This is a genomic window from Chryseobacterium paridis (assembly GCF_016595215.1).
Taxonomy (GTDB): domain Bacteria; phylum Bacteroidota; class Bacteroidia; order Flavobacteriales; family Weeksellaceae; genus Chryseobacterium; species Chryseobacterium paridis.
In genome coordinates this window covers 15,547-41,633 of sequence record NZ_JAENHK010000005.1, presented here as the reverse complement: position 1 = coordinate 41,633, position 26,087 = coordinate 15,547, and the positions used below count along the sequence as shown (strand labels likewise).

The 26,087-nt window shown below is 33.9% G+C and carries 26 protein-coding genes; 7 read left to right on the top strand and 19 right to left on the bottom strand.

Annotated elements, in window-relative coordinates; all coding sequences use genetic code 11:
• The first annotated feature begins 1 nt into the window (after position 1).
• The 4 genes from JHL15_RS05180 to JHL15_RS05165 all read left to right on the top strand — a co-directional run bounded on the left by JHL15_RS05180 (position 2) and on the right by JHL15_RS05165 (position 4,913).
• Positions 2-655, top strand: a complete 654-nt coding sequence (locus tag JHL15_RS05180) for a hypothetical protein (RefSeq protein ID WP_200243875.1) — start codon at positions 2-4, stop codon at positions 653-655.
• Positions 656-667: 12 nt separating this feature from the next.
• Positions 668-1,168 (top strand): hypothetical protein, encoded by a 501-nt coding sequence (locus tag JHL15_RS05175; protein ID WP_200243872.1) that lies wholly within the window; start codon positions 668-670, stop codon positions 1,166-1,168.
• A 125-nt stretch (positions 1,169-1,293) separates the two neighbouring features.
• Entirely contained in the window at positions 1,294-4,119 is a 2,826-nt protein-coding gene (gene polA, locus JHL15_RS05170; protein WP_200243869.1) for a DNA polymerase I, read from the top strand.
• Positions 4,120-4,121: 2 nt separating this feature from the next.
• A complete protein-coding gene (locus tag JHL15_RS05165) occupies positions 4,122-4,913 on the top strand; it encodes a hypothetical protein (RefSeq protein WP_200243866.1) in 792 nt (263 codons plus the stop codon).
• Positions 4,914-4,985: 72 nt separating this feature from the next.
• Here JHL15_RS05165 and JHL15_RS05160 read toward each other — a convergent pair whose 3' ends face one another.
• The 3 genes from JHL15_RS05160 to JHL15_RS05150 all read right to left on the bottom strand — a co-directional run bounded on the left by JHL15_RS05160 (position 4,986) and on the right by JHL15_RS05150 (position 8,616).
• Positions 4,986-6,911: a hypothetical protein gene (locus JHL15_RS05160; RefSeq protein WP_200243863.1), complete on the bottom strand. Its 1,926-nt coding sequence runs from the start codon at positions 6,909-6,911 to the stop codon at positions 4,986-4,988.
• A 145-nt stretch (positions 6,912-7,056) separates the two neighbouring features.
• Complete coding sequence (locus JHL15_RS05155; protein WP_200243860.1) at positions 7,057-7,692, bottom strand: LysE family translocator; 636 nt, start codon at positions 7,690-7,692, stop codon at positions 7,057-7,059.
• Positions 7,693-7,752: 60 nt separating this feature from the next.
• Positions 7,753-8,616: a hypothetical protein gene (locus tag JHL15_RS05150; protein ID WP_234047691.1), complete on the bottom strand. Its 864-nt coding sequence runs from the start codon at positions 8,614-8,616 to the stop codon at positions 7,753-7,755.
• A 243-nt stretch (positions 8,617-8,859) separates the two neighbouring features.
• Between JHL15_RS05150 and JHL15_RS05145 the strand changes: the two genes are divergently transcribed.
• From JHL15_RS05145 to JHL15_RS05135, 3 genes are all read left to right on the top strand, one after another.
• Complete coding sequence (locus JHL15_RS05145; RefSeq protein ID WP_200243858.1) at positions 8,860-9,474, top strand: TetR/AcrR family transcriptional regulator; 615 nt, start codon at positions 8,860-8,862, stop codon at positions 9,472-9,474.
• A gap of 94 nt (positions 9,475-9,568) precedes the next feature.
• The gene (locus JHL15_RS05140) at positions 9,569-10,837 is read left to right on the top strand and encodes an MFS transporter (protein ID WP_200243855.1); all 1,269 of its coding nucleotides are present in this window, start codon (positions 9,569-9,571) and stop codon (positions 10,835-10,837) included.
• Between the two features lie 10 nt (positions 10,838-10,847).
• Positions 10,848-11,411, top strand: coding sequence for a cysteine hydrolase family protein (locus tag JHL15_RS05135; RefSeq protein ID WP_200243853.1), 564 nt, complete (start codon positions 10,848-10,850; stop codon positions 11,409-11,411).
• Between the two features lie 49 nt (positions 11,412-11,460).
• Here JHL15_RS05135 and JHL15_RS05130 read toward each other — a convergent pair whose 3' ends face one another.
• From JHL15_RS05130 to kdpC, 16 genes are all read right to left on the bottom strand, one after another.
• Positions 11,461-12,084, bottom strand: coding sequence for an FEKKY domain-containing protein (locus JHL15_RS05130; protein WP_200243849.1), 624 nt, complete (start codon positions 12,082-12,084; stop codon positions 11,461-11,463).
• Positions 12,081-12,428: a bromodomain-containing protein gene (locus JHL15_RS05125; protein WP_200243847.1), complete on the bottom strand. Its 348-nt coding sequence runs from the start codon at positions 12,426-12,428 to the stop codon at positions 12,081-12,083. Before JHL15_RS05125 ends, JHL15_RS05130 begins: the two co-directional genes overlap by 4 nt.
• Positions 12,429-12,448: 20 nt before the next feature.
• On the bottom strand, positions 12,449-13,264 hold the full coding sequence (locus JHL15_RS05120) for a TraB/GumN family protein (RefSeq protein WP_200243837.1): 816 nt from the start codon (positions 13,262-13,264) through the stop codon (positions 12,449-12,451).
• A 34-nt stretch (positions 13,265-13,298) separates the two neighbouring features.
• Complete coding sequence (locus JHL15_RS05115; protein ID WP_200243834.1) at positions 13,299-13,964, bottom strand: hypothetical protein; 666 nt, start codon at positions 13,962-13,964, stop codon at positions 13,299-13,301.
• Between the two features lie 2 nt (positions 13,965-13,966).
• Positions 13,967-14,524 carry a YdeI/OmpD-associated family protein gene (locus tag JHL15_RS05110; RefSeq protein WP_200243831.1) on the bottom strand — a complete coding sequence of 186 codons (558 nt, stop codon included), beginning with the start codon at positions 14,522-14,524 and terminating at the stop codon, positions 13,967-13,969.
• 8 nt (positions 14,525-14,532) lie between these two features.
• A complete protein-coding gene (locus JHL15_RS05105; RefSeq protein WP_200243826.1) occupies positions 14,533-15,381 on the bottom strand; it encodes a hypothetical protein in 849 nt (282 codons plus the stop codon).
• A gap of 105 nt (positions 15,382-15,486) precedes the next feature.
• Complete coding sequence (locus JHL15_RS05100) at positions 15,487-16,800, bottom strand: DUF389 domain-containing protein (protein ID WP_200243823.1); 1,314 nt, start codon at positions 16,798-16,800, stop codon at positions 15,487-15,489.
• 97 nt (positions 16,801-16,897) lie between these two features.
• Positions 16,898-18,046: an FAD-dependent oxidoreductase gene (locus JHL15_RS05095; RefSeq protein ID WP_200243820.1), complete on the bottom strand. Its 1,149-nt coding sequence runs from the start codon at positions 18,044-18,046 to the stop codon at positions 16,898-16,900.
• A gap of 21 nt (positions 18,047-18,067) precedes the next feature.
• Entirely contained in the window at positions 18,068-18,820 is a 753-nt protein-coding gene (locus tag JHL15_RS05090) for a helix-turn-helix domain-containing protein (protein ID WP_200243818.1), read from the bottom strand.
• Positions 18,821-18,830: 10 nt separating this feature from the next.
• Entirely contained in the window at positions 18,831-19,502 is a 672-nt protein-coding gene (locus tag JHL15_RS05085) for a hypothetical protein (protein ID WP_200243815.1), read from the bottom strand.
• A 575-nt stretch (positions 19,503-20,077) separates the two neighbouring features.
• On the bottom strand, positions 20,078-20,881 hold the full coding sequence (locus JHL15_RS05080; protein ID WP_200243814.1) for a hypothetical protein: 804 nt from the start codon (positions 20,879-20,881) through the stop codon (positions 20,078-20,080).
• A gap of 5 nt (positions 20,882-20,886) precedes the next feature.
• On the bottom strand, positions 20,887-21,450 hold the full coding sequence (locus tag JHL15_RS05075) for a hypothetical protein (protein ID WP_200243813.1): 564 nt from the start codon (positions 21,448-21,450) through the stop codon (positions 20,887-20,889).
• A 79-nt stretch (positions 21,451-21,529) separates the two neighbouring features.
• A complete protein-coding gene (locus JHL15_RS05070; protein ID WP_200243812.1) occupies positions 21,530-23,245 on the bottom strand; it encodes an ATP-binding protein in 1,716 nt (571 codons plus the stop codon).
• A 5-nt stretch (positions 23,246-23,250) separates the two neighbouring features.
• Positions 23,251-24,360 carry a sensor protein KdpD gene (locus tag JHL15_RS05065; RefSeq protein ID WP_200243808.1) on the bottom strand — a complete coding sequence of 370 codons (1,110 nt, stop codon included), beginning with the start codon at positions 24,358-24,360 and terminating at the stop codon, positions 23,251-23,253.
• A gap of 57 nt (positions 24,361-24,417) precedes the next feature.
• Positions 24,418-25,503 (bottom strand): porin, encoded by a 1,086-nt coding sequence (locus JHL15_RS05060; protein ID WP_200243807.1) that lies wholly within the window; start codon positions 25,501-25,503, stop codon positions 24,418-24,420.
• Between the two features lie 14 nt (positions 25,504-25,517).
• The gene (gene kdpC / locus JHL15_RS05055) at positions 25,518-26,075 is read right to left on the bottom strand and encodes a potassium-transporting ATPase subunit KdpC (RefSeq protein WP_200243805.1); all 558 of its coding nucleotides are present in this window, start codon (positions 26,073-26,075) and stop codon (positions 25,518-25,520) included.
• Positions 26,076-26,087 lie beyond the last annotated feature (12 nt).

The window sequence follows — 26,087 nt, the reverse complement described above, 5'->3', positions numbered from 1 at the left end:
CATGGAAGAAAATATGTCAAAAGAAACGTACGATACTTTATACTATTATGATGAAGAAGGAGAAACAGGATATGATCTTAGTGAGGTGATGCTTCTTGAGAATGTAAATGATTCGGACAGAATAAATAAGTTGGTTCAATTACTGAATTCAGAAGATAAGGAAATAGTTTATCAAGCTATTCTTATATTGGTTTCCTGGAATAAAAAAGAAGGATTTTCTAAACTTCAGCAGTTTATCAATGAAAGATGGGATAAAATAGAAAATTTTGATCCTCACAGGATCTATGGAAAAGATACTGCATATGATAAATTTTCGCATGCACTTAAAATATCCGTTTTCAACGGAAACTCCGAAACCCAATTAATACCCTACATAAAAGAATTTTTAGAACTGTATGATGGGGTTTTCTTTGAAAGTTTTTTTAAAGATCTTCTATTATCACTAAATACTCTGGAACTGTATAGAACAGAAATTGAAAAAGCAGTAGTGCAGACCGTTGAGGCTGGAGAACCTTATCAGGCCAGTCAGTTATTTCCTGTATTGGTAAAAATAGATAAGTCTTATTTTGAAAAATATAAATCTTACTTTGAAAAGCTTATTCCGCAAGATGACAGGATATCATATAACATAGAAGAAGCTGTAAAGTTAATATAGTTTTATACAGTCATGATTGACAAAATTGCAGTGCTGAGATTAGAAGATACTGACGATCGTTTATATACCAAAAATGATATAAATGGAGAAGCCATATATTTTTTAGATAAAGAATTTACACAACCTTTTACAGGTGAGATATTTATAAAATATAAAGATGAGGTTGAATCTGAAGCAGAATATAAAAATGGCTATAAAAATGGGATTGAGTATATCTATACCTCTGAGGGTATTTTAGAGCAAACCAATGAGAATAAAGGAAATCTGATCTTTGGTATTTCAAAAGAATATGATGAAGAAGGACAGGTCGTAATTTCAAGCATAGTTTATAACAATGATTATTTGAAGTCTGTGGAAATCGTGGATGGAGTGATTCGGGAAACGACTGCTTATAATAATAAATACGGCGAGGCTTTACCGGAATATATCAAAATGTTACTAAGTCTTTCGGACGAGGAAGTTTTTAATTATGAATTTAAAATCAATAATCCCTATCTGAATTATAGCAAATAATAAAAAATAAAGAAGACCTGAAAAGGTCTTTTTTTATTTGATGGCATTTTAAAATTAAAAAATCTCCCTCTCAATTGTAGAACATACATATTCCTATTTTCTTATATTTGTTCATTATAGAAAATATGGACGCAACTCAAGATAAAAGGTTATTTCTCATCGATGCTTATGCGATGATTTTCAGAGGTTATTACGCATTGATCAGGAATCCGAGGTTAACGAGTACAGGAATTGATACATCAGCTATTTTTGGCTTTACCAATTCTTTGATCGAATTGATCAGAAGAGAAAGACCTACGCATTTAGCTGTTGTTTTTGATGTGGGACAAGCCAGTGTAAGAACTGATGATTTTGCCGATTATAAGGCGAACAGGAGCGAAACTCCAGAAGCAATCAAAATTGCAGTTCCGTACATTCACAGGATTTTAGAAGCAATGCATATTCCCTATTTGGGAGTAGAAGGATATGAAGCAGATGATGTGATTGGAACAATTGCCTGTAAAGCTGAAAAAGAAGGATATACTACCTTTATGGTAACTCCTGATAAAGATTTTGCCCAATTGGTTACGGATAAAATTAAAATGTATAAACCTGGATTAAAAGGTGGAGATATTGAAATTTTGGGTGTTGATGAAGTAAAGGCAAAATACGAAATTGAAGACCCTAAACAGGTAATCGATTTCTTAGCAATGATGGGGGATGCAGTAGATAATATTCCGGGATTAGATGGTGTTGGAGAAAAAACGGCAATGAAATTCCTTAAAGAATATGGAAGCATTGAAAACCTTTTAGCGAATACCCACCAGTTGAAAGGAAAACTAAAAGAAAAAATAGAAGCTTCAGCAGAACGTGGAATTTTATCTAAAAAACTGGCAACCATTATCTGTGATGCCCCCATAGAGTTCCACCAGGAACAATATGATCTTGAAACTCCGGATTTTGAAAAAGTAAAACAGGTTTTTGATGAAATAGAATTCAGAAGATTGTATGAGAATCTATACCGTGCCTTTGCGCCTTCCGAAACAGTTGTCGTAGCAGAGGTTGAGGTTGCCGAAACATCGAAAGGAACTATCGTAAAAGGACAGGTAACTCAGTTGGATCTTTTTGCTACCTATGAAGAATTGGATCAGGCAACTTCTACAAAATCAACAATAGAGCATAATGAGCATTTATATCAATTCATAGATAATCCAAAAGCTCAGAAAATCCTTGTCAATAATTTATTGCAACAAAGAGTAGTTTGTTTTGACACGGAAACTACTTCATTAAATGAGCTGGAAGCCGAATTGGTAGGAATGAGCTTTTCTTACAAAAAAGGATTAGCATATTATATTCCTTTATCAGAAGATAGAAATGAAGTTTTAAAGACATTGGAGATCTTCAGACCATTTTTTGAAAAAGAAGATTTGCTGAAAGTAGCTCACAATTTAAAATTCGATTATAAAATTTTAAAACAATACGACATCACTGTAAAAGGAGCGATGTTTGACACAATGATTGCCCATTATCTTCTGAATCCAGATGGAAGACATGGAATGGATTATCTTTCAGAAGTGTATTTAAATTATAAGCCTGTTTCGATTGAGACTATTATCGGAAAGAAAGGAAAAAGCCAGGGAACTTTCAGAGATGCTGATGTAAGGACACAAACAGACTATGCAGCAGAAGATGCAGATGTGACTTTCCAGTTATATGAGCTGTTTGCGCCACAATTAAAAAAGGAAAACTTAGAAGATCTGTTCTTCACAATAGAAATGCCTTTAATGGTAGTTTTAGCAAAAATGGAGCTGGCTGGAATTTCTCTTGATGAAAAATGGCTGGCGCAGGAAAGTATTGATCTGGAAAATGATTTGAGGCAACTGGAATCTAAGATCTTTGAATTTTCCGGAGAAGAATTCAATATGAATTCACCAAAACAATTGGGAGAGATCTTATTTGAAAAAATGGAACTTGACCCAAAGGCTAAAAAAACCAAGACAGGACAATATGCAACCTCTGAAGATGTATTGCAAAAACTATCTTCAAAGCATGAGATCATTAAGCATATTCTGGAATACAGAACCTATCAGAAATTAAAATCAACCTATGTAGATGCTTTACCATCTCAGATTGATAAAGATGAACGTGTTCACACCAATTTCTCTCAGACAACAGCTGCAACGGGCCGTTTGGCGAGTGTAAACCCGAATCTTCAGAATATTCCGATCCGGACATTGAGAGGACAGCAGATTCGTGGAGCATTTGTTTCCGGAGAAGGGAAAAAAATTATTTCTGCCGATTATTCGCAGATCGAACTTCGTCTGATTGCAGAAATTTCAGGAGAGAATAATATGATCAAAGCATTCCAGGACGGAGAAGATATTCACGCTTCCACTGCTGCGAAGCTTTTTAAAATTCCTTTGGAAGAAGTATCAAAAACACAGAGAAGTCAGGCCAAAACAGTGAACTTTGGGATCATCTACGGGCAAGGTGCTTTTGCATTAGCAGAACAAACGGGATTATCCAGATCTGAAGCCAAGCAAATGATCGAAGCTTATTTTGAGAATTATCCAAAGCTCAAAGAATATATGGCTGAGCAGGTAAAGAAAGCTCGTGAGCTCGGCTACGTAGAAACCATTTTAGGAAGAAAACGTCATTTAAAAGATATCAATTCCAATAATTTTGTAGTACGAGGACACGCCGAAAGAAATGCAGTCAATGCTCCTGTTCAGGGAAGTGCTGCAGATGTTGTAAAAATGGCGATGATCAAAATTGATAAACAACTGGATGAACAAAACCTTCAAACGAAAATGCTACTACAGGTACATGACGAATTAGTGTTTGAATCTCCGATAGAAGAGATTGAAATTGCTTCTAAGCTGATCAAAACAGAAATGGAAAGTGCTATTGAAACACAGGTTCCGTTATTGGTTGAGGTTGGTGTAGGAAACAACTGGCTGGAAGCCCATTAAAAATGTCAGCAAAAAAGGTTCTTCTCTGTATTTTTCTGGGACTGGGAGTATTTGTATTTTCACAGGAAAAGAAAATACTATTCATTGGAAACAGCCTCACATATTATTATGATATGCCAAAAATGCTGGAAAAAATGCTGAATGAAGAGACGGGTCATAGCTATAAGATTATCCAGGTTACTTTTCCAGGTGCACAATTGCAACATCAGATAAGCGCCGGAGTTGCAAAAGTCAGATTTGCTGAAAATGCCTGGGATGATGTAGTTGTACAACATGGAACTTTAGGATATTATGTTCCTGAAGAAGTGGAAAAGAATATTCTACCAAGTATAAAAACACTTCAGAAGTATGATACCAGTGGTAAAGCAAAGTTTTATTTGTTTTCGACCTGGGTAGATAAACAGAAATATCCTTTTAAGAACTGTTATCCTAAAATGTTATACAGCAGAAAAGGCGAAGATCAAAGTGAAAAATATTGTTCTAAAGAATTTCAAAATCGGGATGAACAAAAAGAATATCTTGAAAATCAATATTCTTTGATCGCAAAAGAAACTCAGATTGTCAAAACAAAACACTCTGCTATGGAATATGTATTTGAGAAAAAGTATCCGTATTTCAATATGTGGGATGATGAATCCCATCCTTCGAAAATAGGTTCTTATTTTAATGCCTGTATCTTTTTCAAAATGTTTTCGAATAGCAGTTTGAAAGCTATAAAAGAGAATTTTGGTATTTATCCTGAAACGGCTCTTATCATTAGGAGCTTTGTTGAAGAGAAGTATTCAGAATTCTAACGGAAAAATTATAAAAAAATGCTGAACGTAGTTCAGCATTTTTTTATTGGGATTAGGATTTTATAAATGTGGTCATGGTTTTAAATACGTAAACTGTATAGATTTGCTATTCCAGAATATTAATGATTTTTTTTGTTCTCCATTAATCTTAAATTCGATAGGTTTGATGGGAATTTGAAAATTGTCGATAGGATAGCTTCCATTGGTTTGCCCAAGAAGTAATAGTTTTTGTTCAGGTGCTAATTTAACCATATTTAAAAATTCTCCGGCAGCAACACCTATTTGAGCCAAGGTTAATAAGAGACTGATAGGACATTGTATCTGAAATCTAGGATCTAAGAGCAGGCTATGAAGTGGACTTGGGTTTATAGATGCATGGTATGAAATATTACCAGGTTTGATATTAAGTAGTAGATTTTCACCCTCACGTGCTGAATTGATAGAAATTTTAGAGACAACTTGTGGAATATTGATATCTATATCACTGGTTACTTTCTTATCATAATCAGAAAAACAAAAGAAGATATGTCCCAAATCGACAGGCTTTAGTTCTAGATTCGATTGTAAAGTCGCATCCACATATCCAGAATAGGGTATGGTTATTTCTGAAAGTTCCTGATTAAAGCTCAAAGATTGAAGGTTAATAAATGCTTTTCCATCTCCCGATATTTCACCTTTAAACCTTCCCAATGCGAGAAAGTCCAAAGTTTCCCGCCATACATTACAAGCCACTACCTTTGCTTCATTTTCAGCTTGGTGAGCTATGCGGGCTGTTTCACGGGCTACTTGCCATGCTACTCTCTCAGCTTCAACCCTTATTTTGCATGCCCTTCTTGTAGCTGCACATACAGGATCCTCAAGGCGAACCCTTCTACAAAATGGACAAACTCCAACTGTTATAGTATGCATACAATCCCAATCACAGCGATCTCCTTTAAAATCGGGATATTTAAAATCAGTTCTTACTTTCTGGCAGTTGATGTCACCTCTTTTTACTTCAAGTTTTTCATTAAATGCGGTTTGAGGAATAATGAAGTTTTGTTTTAAAATAATTGGCTTAGAAAAAGCTTCATTAAATATAGAAGAAATTTCCGCTTTGCTTATATGAGCTGTTATTGAAGATTTTATATCAATAGGCTCAAAAACACTTAACCAAATGTCATTATATTTTTCATTAAATACTTTAAATATTTTTGACAATTCAGAATTGGTTCTTGGTGAAATTGATGAGGTAACTGTAGTATTTACATTTGTTGGCTTGTCCTTTACCAGTTCTGCCATTACTGATATTCCATCTGACTGTATTCTGCCAGAAGATTTTTTCACAAATCGGGACACTTTTATAGAATCTGCGATAATTTCTGTATCCGGATTTTTAAACATTTCTTTAAGACTTAACTTGTAAGAATCTCCCCAGCCAATATCAACAATTGTAGGTTTTTTAAAGATTTGTCCGTTGATATTGTTGATGTAATTCTTAAGTATTGGAGCAATTAATTTGGCTAATGCTTTTTGAGAGATCTTAGGATGCTTTAAAAATTTAATACTCTCAATTTTTAAAGAAGTTAAAGCGCTTCTCAAGTACAAGGAATCAGCTTGTGTAGAGATTGCCGTAACACCTAGAAAATTGCCTTTGGCTTCTATCTCATATTTAGGAAATTTGACTGAAAAATCAGCTTCTATAAAGATACCTTGTTGATCAAAAGACAGTTTAGGGTTTACATTTTGTACAATGATGTTTTCATCGTTTATTCCTTCTGTGACCCTTTTTATTTCTTTGGGAAGATATTGAACGATAATGTCTTTATTTACATGTGCACCAATATGTGGTTTGAAATCTGTCAGTTCAGAAAGGTTTTTTTCTACTGAAATATATTGCTGATCAATTGGAGAAATAGGAGGGAACTTCTTATTCAAAGCAGTTTTTAGAGGGGTACAACTGCAGAGAAACAGCAAAACAGAAAGTAAGCCTAAGGCTCGGGTAAGGTAATTTTTCATGGCTTTTGTTTTTAGTTTTTTCTAAAACAAAGTTGGAACAATAGAAGTTGAATATCAATTACCCTTTTTCGCTATTTTATTGCTGTTTCTTAAAAAAATAAAAGTCCTAAACATAGTTAAGACTTATAGTAATATTTGTTTGAATTTATTTCGCTTTCGAAAGTGCCATTTTCACAGCCAGAAAAACCAATACACTCGCCATAAACCACTTTTGTACTCTTATCCAGACTGGATTTCTCGAAAAAAAAGAAGCTACTTTTGCGGCAGTTAAAACAATAATGAAATTTACAGAAAAGCTTGTGAAAGTCTGTATGACACCTAGCTCTAAACTTTGAGTAAAAATAGATCCGTATTCCGGTTTGATAAATTGAGGGAAAAAGGATAAGTAGAAAACGGCAACTTTCGGATTGAGAACATTGGTTAAGAAACCAACAGCAAACAATTTTCTAGGTCTATCTATAGAAATGTTTTTATCTACTTCAAAAATATTTTTACTATTTGGTTTTATAGCTTGATAGGCTAGGTATAGAAGATATATTGTTCCTAATGTTTTGAGAACAATATAGGCATAAGGTACGGCAAATAATACAGCAGTAAGCCCAAAAGAAACCATAACAATGTCGAATAAAAAACCACAAACAACTCCGGCAAGAGAAATTAATCCTGCTTTTTTTCCTTGAGTTATCGATCGTGAAATCAAATAGATCATATTAGGTCCCGGACTTATGACTAAGATAAGTGCTGCCAGAAGAAAAAAGAGAAGATCGTGAATGGGTATCATAATTTTTGACAAAGATAAGGATTAGGCATATCTTAATTAAAACAAAATTCTGTTCTAAAGTTAGTTTTTGATTTCATAAAAACCTTTCTCATCATTCCATACGAACTTATTGTGATTGGTTGCCCAAAAATCTTTCCACCATTTTGCATCTTTTGTTTCATCTCGTTTTTTGTCACCAAATAACATTGATAAATAAGCAAATGAATGAGTGTTGGGATCACAAAAGATTTCAGGACCTTTTTCTTTGGGCATTTCATCTAGTTTGTAAATCTTTTTTAAGCATTTTTTTGTTAATTCTTTTTTGTCCTGATTGTCCTGTATACTAATAATTAAAGCTTCCACAGCTTTCAAACTATTTATTTCTGGTATTTTAGCATTTTTGTATTCTACAGTTTTATATTCGTCCACAGATTTTCCTGATAAAAAATCTATCCACTTATTTTTTAATTTAACAAGATCTTTTTCTGTTGAACTTTTATTAACATATCCGAAATTTTTTAGAGTGAGATTTTGAAGAAGCTGATTGGCTCTTCCTGCTACAACAAATAAATCGTTTTCGACCACTAGTCCCTTTCCTTCAAAAAGAATATCATTGCTAATAATTCTATCCCAAATGATAAGCTTACTTGTTCCTCTGAGGTTAGTTGTTTTAGAATTTGTGATCTGATTGACTAGTCCTTTTAAGTATTCCTGATTTTTAGATTGATGATTCACAGAAGCATTAAGTGTTAGAAATACATCACACCATGTTGTATCATTTAGGTTTTTCTCTAATAGCTGGTCTGATGTAAGTGTTTGAGCATCATCGTATTTCTCTTTTGTGATTCCTTCTATATTTTGTTGTCCCCAAGACATTAATACTTTTTGAGAGTACATAAAATGAAAATTAACAAGAATACTTATAAGAATCATTACTTTTTTCATAATAAGTTTATGTTTTATTTGCATGATAATAACTGAAAATATACCATTCATATTGTGTAAGCTTGTAATTACTTTTAGATATTCGGAAAATTATATAATTTATATCCTTATCTTCTTCTTATGAGTGGTATTATTGGACCTTTTTAATGCTATTTTTCAAAAAAAAATAAATAAATATTTTTCATTTCGACAAAATTTGTAAATTTGTCAAATATTTCTATACTAGATTTAAGATCAGATTACATGAGCCAACCACTTTCCCAGGAGGAAATTTTAAAAAGCCAGATTTTACAGACCGCACAGGAGCTGTATCAGCGCTATGGAATCAAAAAAGTGACCATGGATGATGTGGCTAAGGCGGTTGGGAAAACAAGAAGTGCTCTTTATTACTATTTTAAAAACAGGGATGAACTTTTCGAAGCGGTAATGATATCATTGGTGGATGAGGTAAAAAATGAATTGGAAGAAATCATTTACAAAGAGAAAAAACTAGAATCCCGGATTCAGGCATTTTGTTTTGCTAAGGTTAAAGGGTTTAACAAAACCAGAAATTTTATATCAGCTATTGAAGCGAGAATGGATAGTGAAGAACGATCCAAATATTCTGATATCATTTGGCAAATTCATCAAAGAATGATGCAGTCAGAAACAACGCTATTAAAAAGAGTAATTCATGAGTCTGCCGAAACGGGTGAAATTCTAAAGCCTGACCCGAAAGTCATTGATACTTTATTATTTGTGTTATTGAGTAGTATTCGAGGTATTCGTCGTGAATCTGTAAGTGAAAATTATAAAGGCCAATGGGAAGAAGGTGCTAATATGTTGGCAAAAATGATTGTGGAAAAAATAAGAGGATAAATTTTTTTATTTAAAATTTGACGTTTTGATAATTTTTGTCAAATGGATAACTAAATTGTTTAATAAGTAAAACAGAATATAGTTGAAGTAAGGTATGATGAGTATAAGTAATGTAAGCACATTCAGAGCTTTTAAGAGTGATAATTTTAAATATTATTTTGCAGGACGGTCGATATCTCAATTCGGAACCTGGATGCAGCGAACGGCCATTGTATGGTTGGTCTATTCGCTTACTCATTCTTCATTTATGTTGGGTGTAACAGTATTTGCAGAGCAGTTTCCATCATTTTTATTCTCATTTGTTGGGGGTGTAGCTGCAGACCGTTATAACAGAAGTACCATCATTCGGTGGACGCAGATTGCAGCAGTAGTTCAAACATCTTTGCTGGCCATTCTATTTCTGACCAATCATATTGTAGTGTGGCAAATCTTAAGTCTGAGTGTTGTGCTGGGAATAATCAACGCATTTGATGTTCCCGCCAGACAGACCATGATCGGGCAAGTGGTAAGGGAAGAAGGTGATGTCCCAAGTGCACTTTCATTAAGTGCGGCAATGTCAAGTGTGAGTAAAGTTCTGGGACCTGCAGTAGCTGGATTTGTACTGGAACATTGGAATGTAGGATTTTGTTTTGTACTCAATGCTATTGGCTTTATGGCTGTAATTGGATGCTTTGCAATGATGAAGCTTCCTCCTTATGAAAAAAGAATAACGGATAAAAAAGTGATTTCAGAATTTAAGGAGGGAATTAGTTATCTGAAAAATGAACCAAGAATTGGATTAGTTATTTTAATGTTGTCTTTAATTGGTCTGTTGGTTCTACCTTACGACACCTTAATCCCTGAAGTTGCAAAAATGACCTTTAAGGGAGGTGCTGCAACCTTTGGATATATATCAGGATTTATTGGGCTCGGAGCTGTATCAGGAACAATATTACTGGCGTCTCTGAAAAGAAATGATAACCTTCGCTTTTATCTTATCATGAGTACCGTAATACTTGGAATTGGGCTTATTTTTTTCTCACAAACCACTAATTTCTATTGGGCTATGTTGTTTGTCGTTTTTACGGGATTTGGAAGTGTCATGCAGTTTACCAGTTGTAATATCATCGTCCAGTCTGAGGCTGCTGCCCATATGAAGGGAAGGGCAATCAGTATTTTATTAACTGCTATTTTTGGGATGCTACCACTGGGGAGTCTGTTGACTGGCTTTGCATCAGAACATATTGGAAGCAGCAATACACTCCTTATTCAGGGATTTCTCGCTATTCTGATCGCAATATGTTTTTACAGATTATTTACTACCTCTAAAAAGAAACAAGTCTCTTCCTTAGAATCAGAAGAGCTCACTAATACAACAATTTAATAGTAAAGAAATGCAACAATCAAACAAAAGCGCTTTGCTGGTAATGGATTTACAAAATTCCATTTTACAGAATCTTGAAGATTATTCAGGGTTGGTTACCAAAATGTCTAAAGCTATTTCCCATGCAAGAGCCAACGGGATTCCTGTTATTTATGTAGTAGTCTCTTTCCGGCCAGGAGCTCCTGAAATCAGTGAGCATAATAAAAGCTTTTCCAGATTCAGTAATAAAGAAATGTGGACACCGGAATTTATTGCACAGTGGGAAGAAATTCATCCGGACTTAAAACCGGAACCTAATGAAATTACTGTTACCAAACGCCGTTTCAGTGCTTTTACAGGAAGTGATCTTGAGGTAGTACTAAGAGGACAAGGCATTCAGCATCTTGTACTTACTGGAATAAGTACCTCGGGAGTGGTATTGTCAACACTTCGTGAAGCAGCCGATAAGGATTATCAATTGACTGTGATCGAGGATTGTTGTGCAGACAGAGATCCGGAGGTTCATCAGGTACTGACAGGTAAAGTATTTCCTACTCAAGCTGAAGTAATAACCTTAGAGAGCTGGATCAAGTAGAAAATGAAAACACCGGATCAGTAAAAAGAATCCGGTGTTTTTATTTGTATTATTTTTTTGCAGTTTTTTCAAAATTCTCAACTTCCTTTTCCATTCTCTGTTGCCAGCCTTTTCCATTTCTTTTATCAAGATAGGCTCTAATAATATTATTGTATTTTTCGTTCACTAAAATAAATTTAGCATCTATAATACAGCCTGTATTCTCATAGGTAACACCATACTTTTTACGAATACTGTCAATTTTCTGATTGGTTTTTTTATCATATAAAGGAATTTCAAATCCACCTACATATTTAATGGATACCTGGTTATTTTTAATATCTGTTTTGGCCTGTTTAATCGATTCATTTTCAAGCTTGTTTATTTCTTTTTTTGTCTGGACAAATTGATTTACTGATGTATATAGGAGAAAAAGAAATAATAGTACATTTAATGTAAGAAAAGCACGAAGGAATTTAGTTTTAGAATCCAACTGTTTGATTTCTATCACACTGATCAACCATGAAATGAGTGTAATAAATCCCATGAAAATCAACAAATAGCCAATTCCACATTCAACTATCATTTCCTGGAGATTAAACCTCATTGGATAATTGATAAAGTAATATCCCAGAATGTAGATGCTGAAATTAAGAACTAATGTGAGGATAATAAAAATGCAAAATTTTTTCATTGAAATAAAAATTGATATGCCTTTAGAATAATAAATCCAACCACAAAAAGAACAATAGCCAACATAATGGCAAAAAAATAAATCTTCCTGTTATGTAAATAATCAGCAGGAGCTTTAAAATCATCCGTGGTTTGAATCTCATTCTCTTTAAGGAGTTTTTCAACGACGTTTGCATCCTTCTTATTAAAATAAAACCTTTTGTAATCCGAACTTGTATAATGCATTTCGAGATCAATCCAATAATCAATTTTTGCATCAATAAGTCTGTTCTCTAATTCAATAGATTTTCGGAAGGGGACATAAATTCTATATTGATCATTATCGAAAATTGTAGGCTTCATCATAATGTACTTAGCAAGACTGTTTACAGATCATAAAATTCTTTGATTACATATTTCAGATCGTTAAGCTTTGTCAGCTGTTTAATGATATAGTAACGGTGCAGGAATCCTGTTAGAACAACAATTTTTTTTCCTGGATGTTGAGCTGCAGCTTTATAAATATTGGAAGCCATTGTTTGATTTCGGAGATCCCAGAATCCGGACATTAATTTAAACCCATCCCTATAGCTTATTTTTTCTCCATTGGGTTTCACGACAAACCTCTTTGCAAATTCAGGTCTTTTATCCGTAATTTTAGTCAATTCGTGGTATTGTTCATTCTGTCTTTTCTCACAAAGCTGATCATTTTCTGCGTTGTTAAAATTTTTAGGGGCTAATTCTGCAACCTTTTTTAATTCTTCGGTGGTTGAGAGAAAACGCTCATATATTTTTGAATCAGTAGCGTCCAAACTTTTAGCTTTATACAAACTATCAATGAGTTGAACAGCCAGATTATCTGTTGGAACCATCCCTTTATCTTTTCGGTATTGATTTCTTCCTTCAAAATCAAATGGAGCTCTTATTGTTTTTGGATACTTTTTTAGGTATTGAGTACTTGCAGTAATTTCATTTTCTTTTAAATCAGTTTCCGCCATCGCTTCATACTCATTCATCCCTTTGCTATCCACTTCATGTAATATAATATCTGGTTTTATCTGATCGAGGATTCCAAATAAAATAGCTGGATTATAATTAGGAACATTTTGATGGATATTTCCAATTACATAGATCTCATTTTTATTTTGAGAAAACCAGACCTGAGACCATGCAAAGAAACAAAGTGCAATTAAATATTTCATATCATAAATTATTAAATAAGGAAATTCAGATTCTTTAATTTGCAAAACTGATGGTTAAAAAAACAGTTAGCATAAATCCGGTGATAAGTAAAATAAAAACGGCCAGTTTTTTAATGTCATCGAAACTTCTTCCTTCTTTTAAAATGATCCTTCTGAAGCCAGATGATACTAATGTAAGCAGAGCTGTCAGAAAAATCAATCCTAAAGCAGAACATACTCCCGGACCAGGAAATGTCGGTGTTGAATCCTCATTTTTAAAAACAGGAAAGAAATCAAAGATAAAAAGAGCATTCCATGCTATGATGAGAAAAACAGATATAAAAGGTTTTAATGGAAATCCTCCCTGCATTTGCTGTTCTGTAATCCTGGAATCCCGTGGGATATTAACAGAATTCTTATTATCTAAGAATCCGGTATTTTTAATTTCATTAATTACCGTTTCAGCGCTTTTAAAAGTCCAGAAAATAATATTCGAATTATAATTATCAACTCTATGATTGATCTTAATACCTTTACCAAATAACTGAATGCCGGCATAAGGGGTAATAGAGATGATATCCTGCGGTTGGAAGACCAGATTTCCAACCAGAGAGGCATTGATCTTCAATACATTTTCATCTACATACAGATCTGCAAATGGATAGGTTGCATTGGCAAGGCCAATTCTCGCGCCACCCGTTAGTTTAAATGCTTTTTCCATAATTATAATACCCGTTTTTCCTGTTCACTTTCTCTTATTGTTTTTTCAAGTCTGGATATTCGTGTTTTTTCCTGTTTCGCTGACATGATCCAATGAAGCATTACTTTTTTATAAGAAGGTGCCTGATTATTAAAAAAATCCCATGCCTTTTTGTTTGATTTAAATTGCTTTTCATAAGCAGTGTCTAATTGAGCAAGTTCATTTTCATGGGAATATATGGATGTCTTTTCAGGTTTTCTTAATTCAAATGCTTTGAGACCTGCCGGTTTCATTAGACCTGCTTTGGTCAGATCTTCCACTTTTTTAATGTTGATACTGCTCCAGGTGCTGGTTGATTTTCTTGGGGTAAAACGATTACAATAACTGTCTTTATCAATTGATCTTCTTACTCCATCGATCCAGCCAAAACATAAAGCCTGATCTACAGATTCAGACCAGGTCATGGATGGTTTCTTAGTTCCTATTTTATAAAAACCTACAATCACTTCTGTCTCTGTGGTATGGTTTTTCTCCAGCCATTCCCGAAACTCTTTTGGTGTTGCAAAAAATAGAGCTTCCATAGTTTAGGTTAATTTTTTAACGATGATTTTAATTCTGTAAATATTATTTTTCTGTAATATTTACGGGCTTTTCTCATCAGCTTATACGAAGAAACATCTTTATTGACTTGCATTCCATTAAAGTAGAATATTGTTTTATTATCATCAATACTTCGCATGGCAAAATCAAGGTTTCGTAAAGTATCCTGGTCGATAATTAACCGCCTGATTTTATAAAAGTGAATATCATCTTTACGAAAAAAAGGATATTTATTAAGGACTTTTTCACTGATTGGAAAAATAGTATCAAAAACAATATCATTTTTTTTGAGCTTCTGTACGATTTCTTCCTGTGAATAATCGACTCTGAAAGAGCACTTTCCACATTGTAAATTGCCTCTGCTTACTGTATAACTGAAGCTTGGTGGAGGAGAAGTAGCCATCAGTGTAAATAATGACGGAATGAAAACAAAAAGCGGATGAAGGCGCATTATTTTTATGCTGCGCCAGCCTTCTATTTTTTGTACGATATAATAGGGAATAGGTAAAAGCAACAATACAAATAAATCAGAATAATCAATCACCCTGGTTATCGGAATCAATGCATATTGGTTGTATAAACTAATTGCCCCTTCTGAATAGCCCGATTTCCAGAATATAAATAGTACAGCACTCATCCATACAGAATGAGTTTTAAGTTTTGGAAAGATGTAGGTTAATAATAAAGGCAGAATAATAATTCCGGTAATGTCTGAAAGTTTACCCGTCAGAAAGTTTGAAAATTCATGTTTAAAGAAATGATCATTCAGAAATAAAGTGAGCAGACACACTAAAAAAATATAATTGAGCAGAAGGTATTTATTTCTATTAACTTTCATCAGGTACCACTTAATATTCAAATCCGAATTTACATAAATTAAAAGAAAAACAAAAGCGAATGAAATTTCACTCGCTTTGTTTATTTTTAAATAAGATAAGTCTACTTAATTTTTCTTTTTAACAGCATCTTTTTTCGTATTGAACAGGATAATATTATTTGTTTTAAGCCTGTTGGCTAACCATGCTTTTAACTTTTCTTCGTCTATTTTAGTGTCGGATTGATAGACAAAAGCGGTTTCTAAACTGGTTGAATCAGCTGTGAAATAATTTTGAAGCTTCCCAATGGCCATTTCCTGTACTTCCGGAAAGAGAATTTTCACTTCTTTTACCAATTCAGGATTATCCATTTTATAGATATTAAGTTCATTTTTCAACTCATTTACCTGGAGATCTTTTTCAGTAATGTTTGTTTTTTGAAGATTAATCTCGCTTAGGATTTCTTTTTTGAGATCACTGGTATTTTGCTTAATAACGAGATTGGTATTCTTTATTCCAAAATCCTGTAAAGAAGTATTGAATTTCTTGATCTCTGTGCTGTCGAATTTAGTGGATAAAAATACGAGTTCGATCAATTTTGGATTGGCATTATAATCCACTTTTTTATAGATCACGGTATAACCTTTTTTTGAAAACTCATCATTGATGAAATTTTCTACATTTTGATTGTATTTTTTCTGATTTAGAAGGTTATAAGCCAAATAACAACTGGGAACGATCATTACAATGATCAATATTGAAATACCATAACGGATCCTTTTTTCGAAAGCTTTATTGGTGGTTTCTACAGCCTGATATTTCAGGAATTTTATAATCAGGAAGGTAGAAATACAAATAAAGAAACAGTTGATTGTATACAGATAGAATGCACCTGCAACAAATGACCAATTACCTGTAGCAATACCAAAACCAGCAGTACACAATGGGGGCATTAAAGCCGTAGCAATAGCCACTCCCGGAATCGGATTCCCTTTTTCCACTCTTGTAATGGATACTGCACCTACAATTCCACCAAAAAAGGCGATCAATACATCATAAATATTGGGTGAGGTTCTTGCCAATAACTCAGATTGGATATCTTTAAATGGACTTAAATAAAAATATAAACTGGAAACCGTTAAGCTGACCACCGTAGCAATCAACAGGTTTTTCATGGATTTTTTTAATAGGCTAAAATTAAAAGTGGCTAAAGCAAAGCCTGCTCCTACAATAGGTCCCATTAATGGGGATATTAACATCGCACCAATAATTACCGCTGTTGAATTGACATTAAGTCCGACAGATGCAATTAAAATAGCGCAGGCTAAAATCCAAAGATTAGCTCCCCGAAACGATACATTACTTGTAACATTTTCAAGTACCAGAGCTGGGTTCTCTTCCCCTGTATGAAGGTTTAGAAAATCAGAAATTGTTTTTCTCATAAATGTGTATTTAAAAAAGTAAAAAACGACGGGATGAAATAGATTTCAACCCGTCGTTTCAAATATACATGTTTAGTATTAATTACAAAACACCGTTTTATTCACCATCAAACATTTTTAAAAGATTTTCAATGGCATTCTGAGAGTGAAGCATTACTGTATTGTCCAGGGTAATTTTGGTTATTTCAGATGCTCTTTTCTGCATTTTTTGTTCAAAATAAGATAAAGCCGTTTTCACATCTGTAAACTGACCGTTGGTTAGACATTCTGCTAATTCATAAGCATCCTGCATGGCCATGTTAACTCCTTCTCCGGCATAAGGAGGCATTCGGTGAGCAGCATCACCCAGCATTGTTAGATTCTGAAGTGTTTCCCAGGTTTGATCAAGGGGATAATGATATTGGGGACGAACCACAAATGAAGATTCAGGGGTTGTGAATAATTCCTGCCACATCTCATCCCATGTTCCATATTCCTTTTTAAACCATTCAAAAATCTGATCTTTGTTGGTAAAGTCAATCCCCGATTCTTTTGCCCAGCCTTCTTCCACATTACATCCCGTATAAAAGGTGAGGGTTCCATCTCCTTTGGTGCTGAATAATAAGGTCTTTCCTTCATCTAATGCAAACATTTTTCCACCATCAACCAGTTTCCAAAGTTTTGGTGCATTGATTTCAGCATTATAGATATTTCCTTCCACCATTGTGACACCAGAATAAATAGGCTGGATATCTGTAATATAAGGTCGTATTTTAGAATTGGCTCCATCTGCAGCGACAACAATATCGGCATAATAAGACTTACGATTTTTGAAATGTAATATCCAGCCTTCACCATTTTTCTCCATCGACAGGAATTGGCTGTCCCAAACTACAGTATCCGGTTTTAATGTTTCCAATAACATCTTTCTAAGCGGAGCTCTGTCTATTTCAGGACGGTCTTCTCCGTGAGTGCTTCCTGAATGATGTTCGTCGAGGTATACGCCAAGGTTTTTATCTACCACTTTTAATTTCCCTGCATCAGGACGATAATTGGCTTTAAAAGCATCTATTAATCCGGCTCTTCGAAGCGCTTCCAAGCCTGATTCTTCATGCAAATCCAGAGTAGCTCCCTGTACGCGAACATCCTTATGCTCATCACGTTCATATACATGAACTTCGGCATTTTGAAGTTGTAAAAGTCTTGCTAAAGTCAATCCTCCCGGACCACCGCCAATAATGGCTATTTTTTTATTTTGTATCATCATATTTAAATTAATGATGCAAAATTACTTCTTGGGGAGAACGGAAAATTGTATAAATCGGTCGTTTTTATTTTGACTGAGTTCTTTGGGTAGAAATCCTGAAAGTCTTTTTATCTCTTTGATAAAATGAGATTGATCGCTAAAGTTCTGTTCCGGGAATAGCTTTCCTTCTTTAATATGTTTGAAGGATGCTCTGAAACGGAGAATTCCACAGTAAGCTTTTAAAGAAATACCGTATTGCTGATTAAAATACCGATTGATCTGTCGTTCACTCCATATCACTTTTTCAGAAAGTTCTTTAATCGGAATAGCACCATTGGATGAATAGATGAGATCAAAAAGTTTCAATTTTCGTTCATCAATTTTTTGAATAGCAAGTTCAGCTTGTATTTTTTCAGATGCTTTTGTACAGAATTGATCAAAATCTCCCATATCATCAGCTGTGAATCCCCAAAAATCAAGAGGCAAGTTTTTCGCATAATTTAAAAGTTCTGAAACGCTTTCATGCAGGATATATTCGGTTGCAGGTAAATTAAAACTGATGGCGAAAGTTTTGGTTTTTTCTGCAATGATGATTTCTTCAGGGTGAGTGCAGATACCTAAAAGAACGATATGAAAAGGTTCTGTTGGTGATGTTGAAAATATCACGTCTATCCTTCCATCAGGTAAAAGAATAACTTCTTTATTCTCTGACGGATTATCCAACATCCAAAAGCTTTCTACAAAATCTTTGAGGGAAGCGGATGGAGCAGAAGATGTGTAAACCAGATCACTCATGAGATATATTCTAATTCTTTAATGCAAAGGTATTTTTCTTCCTAAAAGATATAATATCATCTACATCAAAAGCCTTTTTAGGATAGGCCGTCTTATCTTTTATTATGAAATAGGGCTTTGGATAATATTTGCTTCGACAATCTTTATCACAATTTTGAATGTCTATTTTGAGAACGTTATCTTCATTAATATTTTGTGCTTTAAAATTTCTCCAAGAGTTTTTACTGTCATTAGCAAACGCGACGCTGTAAAGCCCAACCCATTTTCCATCAATTTTATAAACAGGATCATAAATATACTTTTGATGAAAAAGCTCTCCTTTATCGTTTTTGGACAAATACAAAATGATATTTTTGTCATTTTCAAACCCAAGGCTCCCATAATGATCATAAGCTTTAAACTGTATGGTATCTTTTAGATTTCCCTGAATATTTCTCAAAACTTTATAGGTGCAATTAAATGCATTATCCATTACATGAGTTTCACGAAAAATTGTTACGGAATCACCTGTTTCCTCATCAAATTCTTTTCTAATGTTTTTTACATTATCAACATTAGGATCAAACTCATGTATACTTACTTTTTCTCCAATAAAGATATAGAGATTATCATCACTTACATTCTTTTGGGAGTATAATAATACAGACAAAAGAAGGAAAAAGAGTGAAAAATTTTTATTCATAATTAATAGATCCAAACTATTAAATCAATACATCCTCGTGCTTTTATTATTTAAAACATTCTCCAATAATGAAATTTGATTCTGATCAAGATTTTTTAAATATATTTTACGACTGCGAGCAATCATAAATGATGGATAATAAATAAATTCGACGCTGTTTTTACTGATTTTATACTCTCTGAGAAGGGTAAAGTTACCGGTATTTTTATCACCATAATTAGAGAACCTTAATTTAATGATTCTACTAGGAATGAAGTATAAATGTTTTGAAAAAATAAAAATTGAATTTTGATTGATTAATAGATCAAAACTGCACCATTCAACACTTCTACTTAAGGTGCCCTTATTGGTTACAATACTTCCTCTGATATTTTTAAATTCTTTAGAGTCGGCTTGTTTAAATTTGGAAATGATATTTTTTCTTTGAATTGAAAATACTATAGAAGATACAATAAGGAACGTTAAACCAAGTAACAAAAATGGATATGAAAAAAAAGAGAAAAAGTCAGACATTATGTTTTATTTAAATGTAGGTAATTACAAAGATAGACCCTATAACGTTTTAAATTTGATTTTTAAAAAGGAGATTTCATTCCAAAACCTGACCACCCGGTATTATAAGAAAGAATAATGTCCTGCCAAAAAGGGATAACTTTGCTTTCATCATATTGAAAGTCTTTTTCATGAATTTCCAATGCCTCATCTGTCAGTCTAAAATCAAATTCGCCATCTTCATAATCAATTCTTTTAACAATGTCCAAATAATAACGAATTTCATTAAGAAGATAAGTTCGTATAGTCCAACCATAAATTATAGTATCAGTTCCCCAAACTGATAAAATCGGCCTATGCTTTAGATTCATGTCACTAACAACAAATCTGTGCGAAGTTATAGGAATAAGCTTTGGAGCCTTCTTGTATAAATCGGTAAATACTTTTATTACTTCTTCTTTTGTTTCGGGTCTTTGTCCCCAAGATTTACACCAAAATGGACTATTTGCCTCTGAAAATATATCACGTAATACTTCTTCAAAAGGCCAATTTAGCTTAGCTTTAATTTCATCATCATCTGTCAACCAGTTATAAAAGAAAGGATCCTCTCTAATTAAGACTTCTGCATCATCTTCAAAGCTTTCTGTATATTCATATTTTTCTTTTCTGTCAATAGTGTGTAAAATCCTTAAAAACTCCCTATGTTCGGGAGTAAATTGTATTGAATACTTTCTCTCAACCTCATCAATTTGCTGATCAGTTAATGGTACCCATTTCGCACCATGAACCCACTCTTCACAACCTGAAGTTTCAAGGTCTTCACTCCATAGGGTTTCAGTATTTTCTTTTACCCAATATAAAAACTCAGTTAGATTTTCTGGAATCATTAGTATTATTGTTGATTGTGAAAGTTATCAAAAAAATCTTGGGGATTTACTAAAAATTTGTAATTATCAGATCGTGTAATTAATTTGTATACTTCACTTTGTTCAGGACGTATTAGATTACCTTTTACATCCATCAGTAAACAATTGTATTTTTTTGCAATGGCAATAAACTGATTTAAAAATTTTAAATCCCTTTCTCTTAAATCAGCTCTGAAATGAAGTTCCGCAATCTTCTGAGATTGTTTATTCAACATAAGATATGTATCGTGATCGATACTATTAGAGTAATATTTCCAATAATAAGAATTGGAGTTTTTAATAACTCTGGTGGGAAATAACTTACTTATATAATAAATGATTTCAGTTGGTAATATATCAACAGATTTCCACCAATCTACAATTAAGGCATCCCTGAAAAAGTCTGAGAACTCCAGAAGGTTATCTTCTTTTAGATGATAATGTTCAATTCTTTCTTCGAAATTAATATCCAACTTTGTGGGAATAATTCCTAGTGTTTCTAATACCCCTTTCTCAGGGATAAGGTTTAATTTAAATTGATAAATAGCCATTATTTAATTTCATATTCTACTTTTTCCTGAGCAAAATATTTTAGGTGGTGAAATTAAATAAAATTTATTGAATTTGATTTTAAGCCAAAGGCAACTCAAAATAAAAAGTACTTCCCTGATTGGGTACACTTTTCACTCCGATTTCTCCATGTTGTTTTTCAATAAAATTTTTAGAAATAGCCAATCCTAAGCCTGTGCCGTTCTGATGTTCACCAGGAACCTGAAAGTAACGATCGAAAATCTGACGGTGGTATTTTTCATCAATGCCACTTCCGGTATCTGTGATGCTGAACTGAATCATAGCTACCGTTTTTTCCACTTGAATCTGGATATTCTCATCCTGAAAAGAATGTTTGATAGCATTGCTCAGGAAGTTATTCATCACCCAAACCGTTTTATCAAAATCAGCGGAAACAAAATCTTTATCCTCCACATGAAAGTTTGTAGTAATAGCGATATTCTTTTGTTCAGCCAGTTTTTCAACGTTTTTAATTGCAGTAAGAACGATTTCTTTGGGAGAGCAGCTCTTGATGTTTAGACGGATATTTCCGGTTTCAACCTGAGATAAGTTGAGAAGTTCTCCTGTGATATCCAGCAAACGCTGTCCATCATCATTGATGCTTTTCAAAAGTTCTTGTTGCTGGCTATTCAGTTCACCAAATTTTTGATTTCCCAGAAGCTGAACGCCCATTTTTATAGCTGCAATCGGTGTTTTCAATTCATGAGAAATGGTGGCTATAAAATTGGTTTTGGCAAAATCCAGTTCTTTAAAAGGTGTGATATTTCGAAGCAGAATTACTTTTCCGATGTACTTTTTATTCTTTTCACCAGTTTGCACAATATTAATGGGTACTATTTCCTGTTCAAAGTAGTTCTCTTTATTATCTGTGACAATTTTAATCGGATCTTTTACCGGGTGATCCATATTTTTAAGAAGCTCCCTAACCAGGTCATTGTTTATCGCAACTTCGTGTGCCGTTTTTCCAATAATCTCCTCCTTGCGAAGGTTGGTGATATTCAGGGCTTCATCATTAATCATATAGATATGGTGATTTTCATCCAAACCAATAACGGCGTCATGCATATTGTTGACCAACGTTTCGATCCTTTTTTTATCCATTAGTTGTGTGGCGAGTGTACTGCTTTCATACTCCTGTAATTTCTCAGCCATGATATTGAAGGAGTTCGCCAGATCATTAAATTCCTCACTGCCTTTAAAATGAACCCTTTCACTATAATTTTTATTAGCAATCTGCTTGATACTAAAGGTCAATTGATTGATAGGCTCTGCAATGGTTTGTGGTAAGTTGAAGAGGAGCGTAAATGCAATCAGAAAACAAACCGTTCCGATACTAACGATCCAGAAAGTAGCGCGCTCTGCGGTTATAATTGCTGTGTCGCTTTTACGTTCAATCCCCTTCATATTTAAAGACATGATCCTTACTAAATCTTCACGAATGAGCTTTTCTTTTTTGTAGTCCGGTTGTTTCAAATAACTACCAAAATGGATCTTAAGATTTTGCGTAATTTCTTTTTCACCCACCTCCGAAAGATTGTTTTCCTGCAAGGCATTATTTTTCTCAAAATCCCTTACAGAAACAATGCTGTCTGTACTCATCCTGTCTAAGGCGATCAGCATATTTTTAGAATATTCTAAGCTGTTGTAATTGGCGGTAAGAATTTTCTCGGTGTCTGATTTCAATTTATTGATGTATACAGAACCAACTACCGATAGTAAAACGATCAGCAAAAATAAAAGACCTACGCCTAGTGTGAGTTTAGTTTTAAGTTTCATTACTCTTAAGATAAAATGATAATGTCTATCTGTCGTTCGTTCAATCGGTTCATTAATGTGTAAATCCAACTGTAACCCGAAAGTCTTTGCCAGAAATGAGAATGTGGCTTCCCGATGCAAACCGTTGTAATATTATGCTGAATCACATAATCCAGAATTCCTTTGTGAACGCTGTTCTCTTTTATTCTGATCACTTTAGCCCCCATTTCTTGTGCTAAATTAAAATTATTAATTAAATATCGTTGCTTATTTAAAGCTATTTTTTCTGGATTTTCGGAAGGTTTCTGAATGTATAAAACAGTCCAGGGACTGTTATAATAACTGGCCAGACGGGCTGTTTTCCGAATAATGTTTTTGGCAATCTTTTCATTGCTGCTGATGCAGGCGAGAAACTTAATAGGTTTAAAGTTTTCCGTTTTAATTTCCGTTTCCACCTTTCTCTCAACGTGTGTGGCTACTTCTTTTAAAGAAAGCTCCCGAAGTTGTAGAATGTGCCCGCTTTGAAAAAAATTATTCAGTGCGGTCTGAATTTTATCTTTCTTATAGATCTTTCCTTCTTTAAGTCTCGTTAAAAGCTCATCAGCGGTTAAATCAATATTCACAACTTCATCAGCAAGAGCAAGGATTTTATCGGGAACACGCTCAGAAACTTCAACGCCTGTAATTTTTTTTACCTCTTCATTCAGACTTTCAATATGCTGGATATTCATGGCACTGATCACGTTGATTCCGTTATCAAGAATTTCCAGGACGTCCTGCCATCTCTTTTTGTTTTTTGAACCTTCCACATTGGTATGGGCCAGTTCATCTACAAGAACGACCTCCGGGTGTTCATTGATAATAGCCTGAAGATCCATTTCTTCAAGGTTTTTACCCTTGTAAAATACAGATCTTCTTGCTATTTCAGGAATGCCATCAACCAGTGCTACCGTTTCCTCCCGGCCATGGGTTTCAACGTAACCTATTTTTACATCAATACCATTTCGTAACAAAGCATGGGCTTCCTGAAGCATGCGGAAAGTTTTTCCCACACCGGCACTCATCCCAATATAGATCTTGAATTTTCCTTTTTTGGATTTTTGAATCAGTTCTAAAAATTGTTTTGCTGATGACATTGATTTTATTCTTTTTAATTTGAGTTTAAACACCTTTATCCGTGGCTGAATTTATTATTAAAACCAAGCTGCAAGACTTGTTGTAATAAAGAAATTTCCTTGTCTTACATCATCACTTTTTACAAAGATCGCATCTTTGGAGTTAAATCCTCTGGCTTCTGTGCGAAATATTACATTCTTTAAAATAGCATAATCCACATTCACCGAATATCCGAAGGTTTGAAAACCATTTGGAGTTTTTGTAGCGATAATAACCCCATTTTTATCATTATAATATTCTACTCTTCCTGCCAAAGCCCATTTATCATCAAGCTGATATTTCATTAAGATATTTGGACTGTACCACAAATTGTATTGTTCGCTTCCTTTTGATTTTTGTTCAGCTCCAATATCAAAGCCTAATACGGTTGAAAATTGATCTGTCAATTGGAAGCTGCCATATAGATCATGGAAATAACGCATTCTTTTGTCTTCTTTTGCTTTATCATTTCCAATAAATGAGCTGCTGTTTAAAGTAATTTTATCATTAGGTTTATAAGTTAGCTGATGCCCAAAAGCAATAGTCTGATTTCCTTCAGGTTTTGCAATACGCTGCCATCCATTTAAGACCAACCCACTTAAAAACCATTTTCCATTATCTGAGGTGTAAGAAATTTTAGCACCAGTTTCAAAATAAGGCGAGTTTTCAGCGGCCAGACTCCTTGTTAAATTAATATTATCTTTTCCAATAGCACTTTCCCAACCAATATGAGAAGGCATTATTCCGGCATCGATCCAGAGGTTTTTATTTTTGGAAATTTTAATTCCAATATTAGCTTCATTTACATAACGTAAAGCATTCTGTTCTGCTGCCATATTATCCTGTGCATAAGTTCCTGCCATTAAAGCAAAATTAGCACGGAGCTGATCACTTTCATACGAAGCTTTTACCAAGCCAAGATTAAGATTTACTTCATTATGTCTGTTATATGAGTATAGAAAGTTTTGACGGAGATGATTGGTAGGTTCATTAAAATCGTAGGTGTAAAAGAGTTCTGCATAAGCGGAGAATTTAACTTTTGGACTTATTTTTACTGAATCTGAAGATTGAGCTTTTGGAAAAAATATCCCAAGCAAAATACCAGCGACAATGTATTTTTTCATGTTAGTTTTAAGGATTATTGTAATTTATCTAAAGCAATGTTAAGCTTCAGTACGTTCACTTTTGAAGGTCCGAAAAGTCCCATAAGAGGTTTTTCAGTATTTGTTTTGACAAGGCTTTCAACTCTGGCTTCTGAGAGATTTCTTTCCTTTGCCACTCTTTTAATTTGATAAAGGGCTCCTACTTCAGAAATATCAGGATCCAATCCACTTCCGCTTGCAGTAACAAGTTCTACAGGTACTTCCGTATCTTTCATTTTCGGATTCTGCATTCTCAAAGTATCAATTCTTTTTTGAACAGTTTCCAGATACTCTTTATTACTTGGTCCTTTATTGCTTCCGGCACTTCCTGCGGCATTATAATTAGCCGCAGATGGTCGACTGTGGAAATATTTCGGGGACTTAAATTCCTGTCCGATATTAGCATAAAACTTTTGACCTTTATAAGTAATGGTTTCACCATTCCCTTGTGTTGGAAGTAATTTTGAACCTGCAAACACAAAAAGCAAATAAAAGCCTGTACAAACCAGCATTACGAATGTTAATTTTAATGCTGAAATAAAATAAATTTTCATTGTTTTAAAATT

What these genes read in the sequence shown, in the direction of transcription:
- JHL15_RS05150 (WP_234047691.1), bottom strand. Translation starts at nt 8,616, where the DNA reads ATGAAAAAAGTAATGATTCTTATAAGTATTCTTGTTAATTTTCATTTT.
- JHL15_RS05145 (WP_200243858.1), top strand. Translation starts at nt 8,860, where the DNA reads ATGAGCCAACCACTTTCCCAGGAGGAAATTTTAAAAAGCCAGATTTTA.
- JHL15_RS05110 (WP_200243831.1), bottom strand. Translation starts at nt 14,524, where the DNA reads ATGGAAGCTCTATTTTTTGCAACACCAAAAGAGTTTCGGGAATGGCTG.
- JHL15_RS05130 (WP_200243849.1), bottom strand. Translation starts at nt 12,084, where the DNA reads ATGAAAAAATTTTGCATTTTTATTATCCTCACATTAGTTCTTAATTTC.
- JHL15_RS05090 (WP_200243818.1), bottom strand. Translation starts at nt 18,820, where the DNA reads ATGAGTGATCTGGTTTACACATCTTCTGCTCCATCCGCTTCCCTCAAA.
- JHL15_RS05180 (WP_200243875.1), top strand. Translation starts at nt 2, where the DNA reads ATGGAAGAAAATATGTCAAAAGAAACGTACGATACTTTATACTATTAT.
- JHL15_RS05175 (WP_200243872.1), top strand. Translation starts at nt 668, where the DNA reads ATGATTGACAAAATTGCAGTGCTGAGATTAGAAGATACTGACGATCGT.
- JHL15_RS05080 (WP_200243814.1), bottom strand. Translation starts at nt 20,881, where the DNA reads ATGATTCCAGAAAATCTAACTGAGTTTTTATATTGGGTAAAAGAAAAT.
- JHL15_RS05135 (WP_200243853.1), top strand. Translation starts at nt 10,848, where the DNA reads ATGCAACAATCAAACAAAAGCGCTTTGCTGGTAATGGATTTACAAAAT.
- JHL15_RS05065 (WP_200243808.1), bottom strand. Translation starts at nt 24,360, where the DNA reads ATGTCATCAGCAAAACAATTTTTAGAACTGATTCAAAAATCCAAAAAA.
- JHL15_RS05125 (WP_200243847.1), bottom strand. Translation starts at nt 12,428, where the DNA reads ATGATGAAGCCTACAATTTTCGATAATGATCAATATAGAATTTATGTC.
- JHL15_RS05095 (WP_200243820.1), bottom strand. Translation starts at nt 18,046, where the DNA reads ATGATGATACAAAATAAAAAAATAGCCATTATTGGCGGTGGTCCGGGA.
- JHL15_RS05160 (WP_200243863.1), bottom strand. Translation starts at nt 6,911, where the DNA reads ATGAAAAATTACCTTACCCGAGCCTTAGGCTTACTTTCTGTTTTGCTG.
- JHL15_RS05075 (WP_200243813.1), bottom strand. Translation starts at nt 21,450, where the DNA reads ATGGCTATTTATCAATTTAAATTAAACCTTATCCCTGAGAAAGGGGTA.
- JHL15_RS05060 (WP_200243807.1), bottom strand. Translation starts at nt 25,503, where the DNA reads ATGAAAAAATACATTGTCGCTGGTATTTTGCTTGGGATATTTTTTCCA.
- JHL15_RS05100 (WP_200243823.1), bottom strand. Translation starts at nt 16,800, where the DNA reads ATGAGAAAAACAATTTCTGATTTTCTAAACCTTCATACAGGGGAAGAG.
- kdpC (WP_200243805.1), bottom strand. Translation starts at nt 26,075, where the DNA reads ATGAAAATTTATTTTATTTCAGCATTAAAATTAACATTCGTAATGCTG.
- JHL15_RS05155 (WP_200243860.1), bottom strand. Translation starts at nt 7,692, where the DNA reads ATGATACCCATTCACGATCTTCTCTTTTTTCTTCTGGCAGCACTTATC.
- JHL15_RS05140 (WP_200243855.1), top strand. Translation starts at nt 9,569, where the DNA reads ATGATGAGTATAAGTAATGTAAGCACATTCAGAGCTTTTAAGAGTGAT.
- JHL15_RS05165 (WP_200243866.1), top strand. Translation starts at nt 4,122, where the DNA reads ATGTCAGCAAAAAAGGTTCTTCTCTGTATTTTTCTGGGACTGGGAGTA.
- JHL15_RS05085 (WP_200243815.1), bottom strand. Translation starts at nt 19,502, where the DNA reads ATGAATAAAAATTTTTCACTCTTTTTCCTTCTTTTGTCTGTATTATTA.
- JHL15_RS05105 (WP_200243826.1), bottom strand. Translation starts at nt 15,381, where the DNA reads ATGAAAGTTAATAGAAATAAATACCTTCTGCTCAATTATATTTTTTTA.
- JHL15_RS05120 (WP_200243837.1), bottom strand. Translation starts at nt 13,264, where the DNA reads ATGAAATATTTAATTGCACTTTGTTTCTTTGCATGGTCTCAGGTCTGG.
- JHL15_RS05070 (WP_200243812.1), bottom strand. Translation starts at nt 23,245, where the DNA reads ATGAAACTTAAAACTAAACTCACACTAGGCGTAGGTCTTTTATTTTTG.
- JHL15_RS05115 (WP_200243834.1), bottom strand. Translation starts at nt 13,964, where the DNA reads ATGGAAAAAGCATTTAAACTAACGGGTGGCGCGAGAATTGGCCTTGCC.
- polA (WP_200243869.1), top strand. Translation starts at nt 1,294, where the DNA reads ATGGACGCAACTCAAGATAAAAGGTTATTTCTCATCGATGCTTATGCG.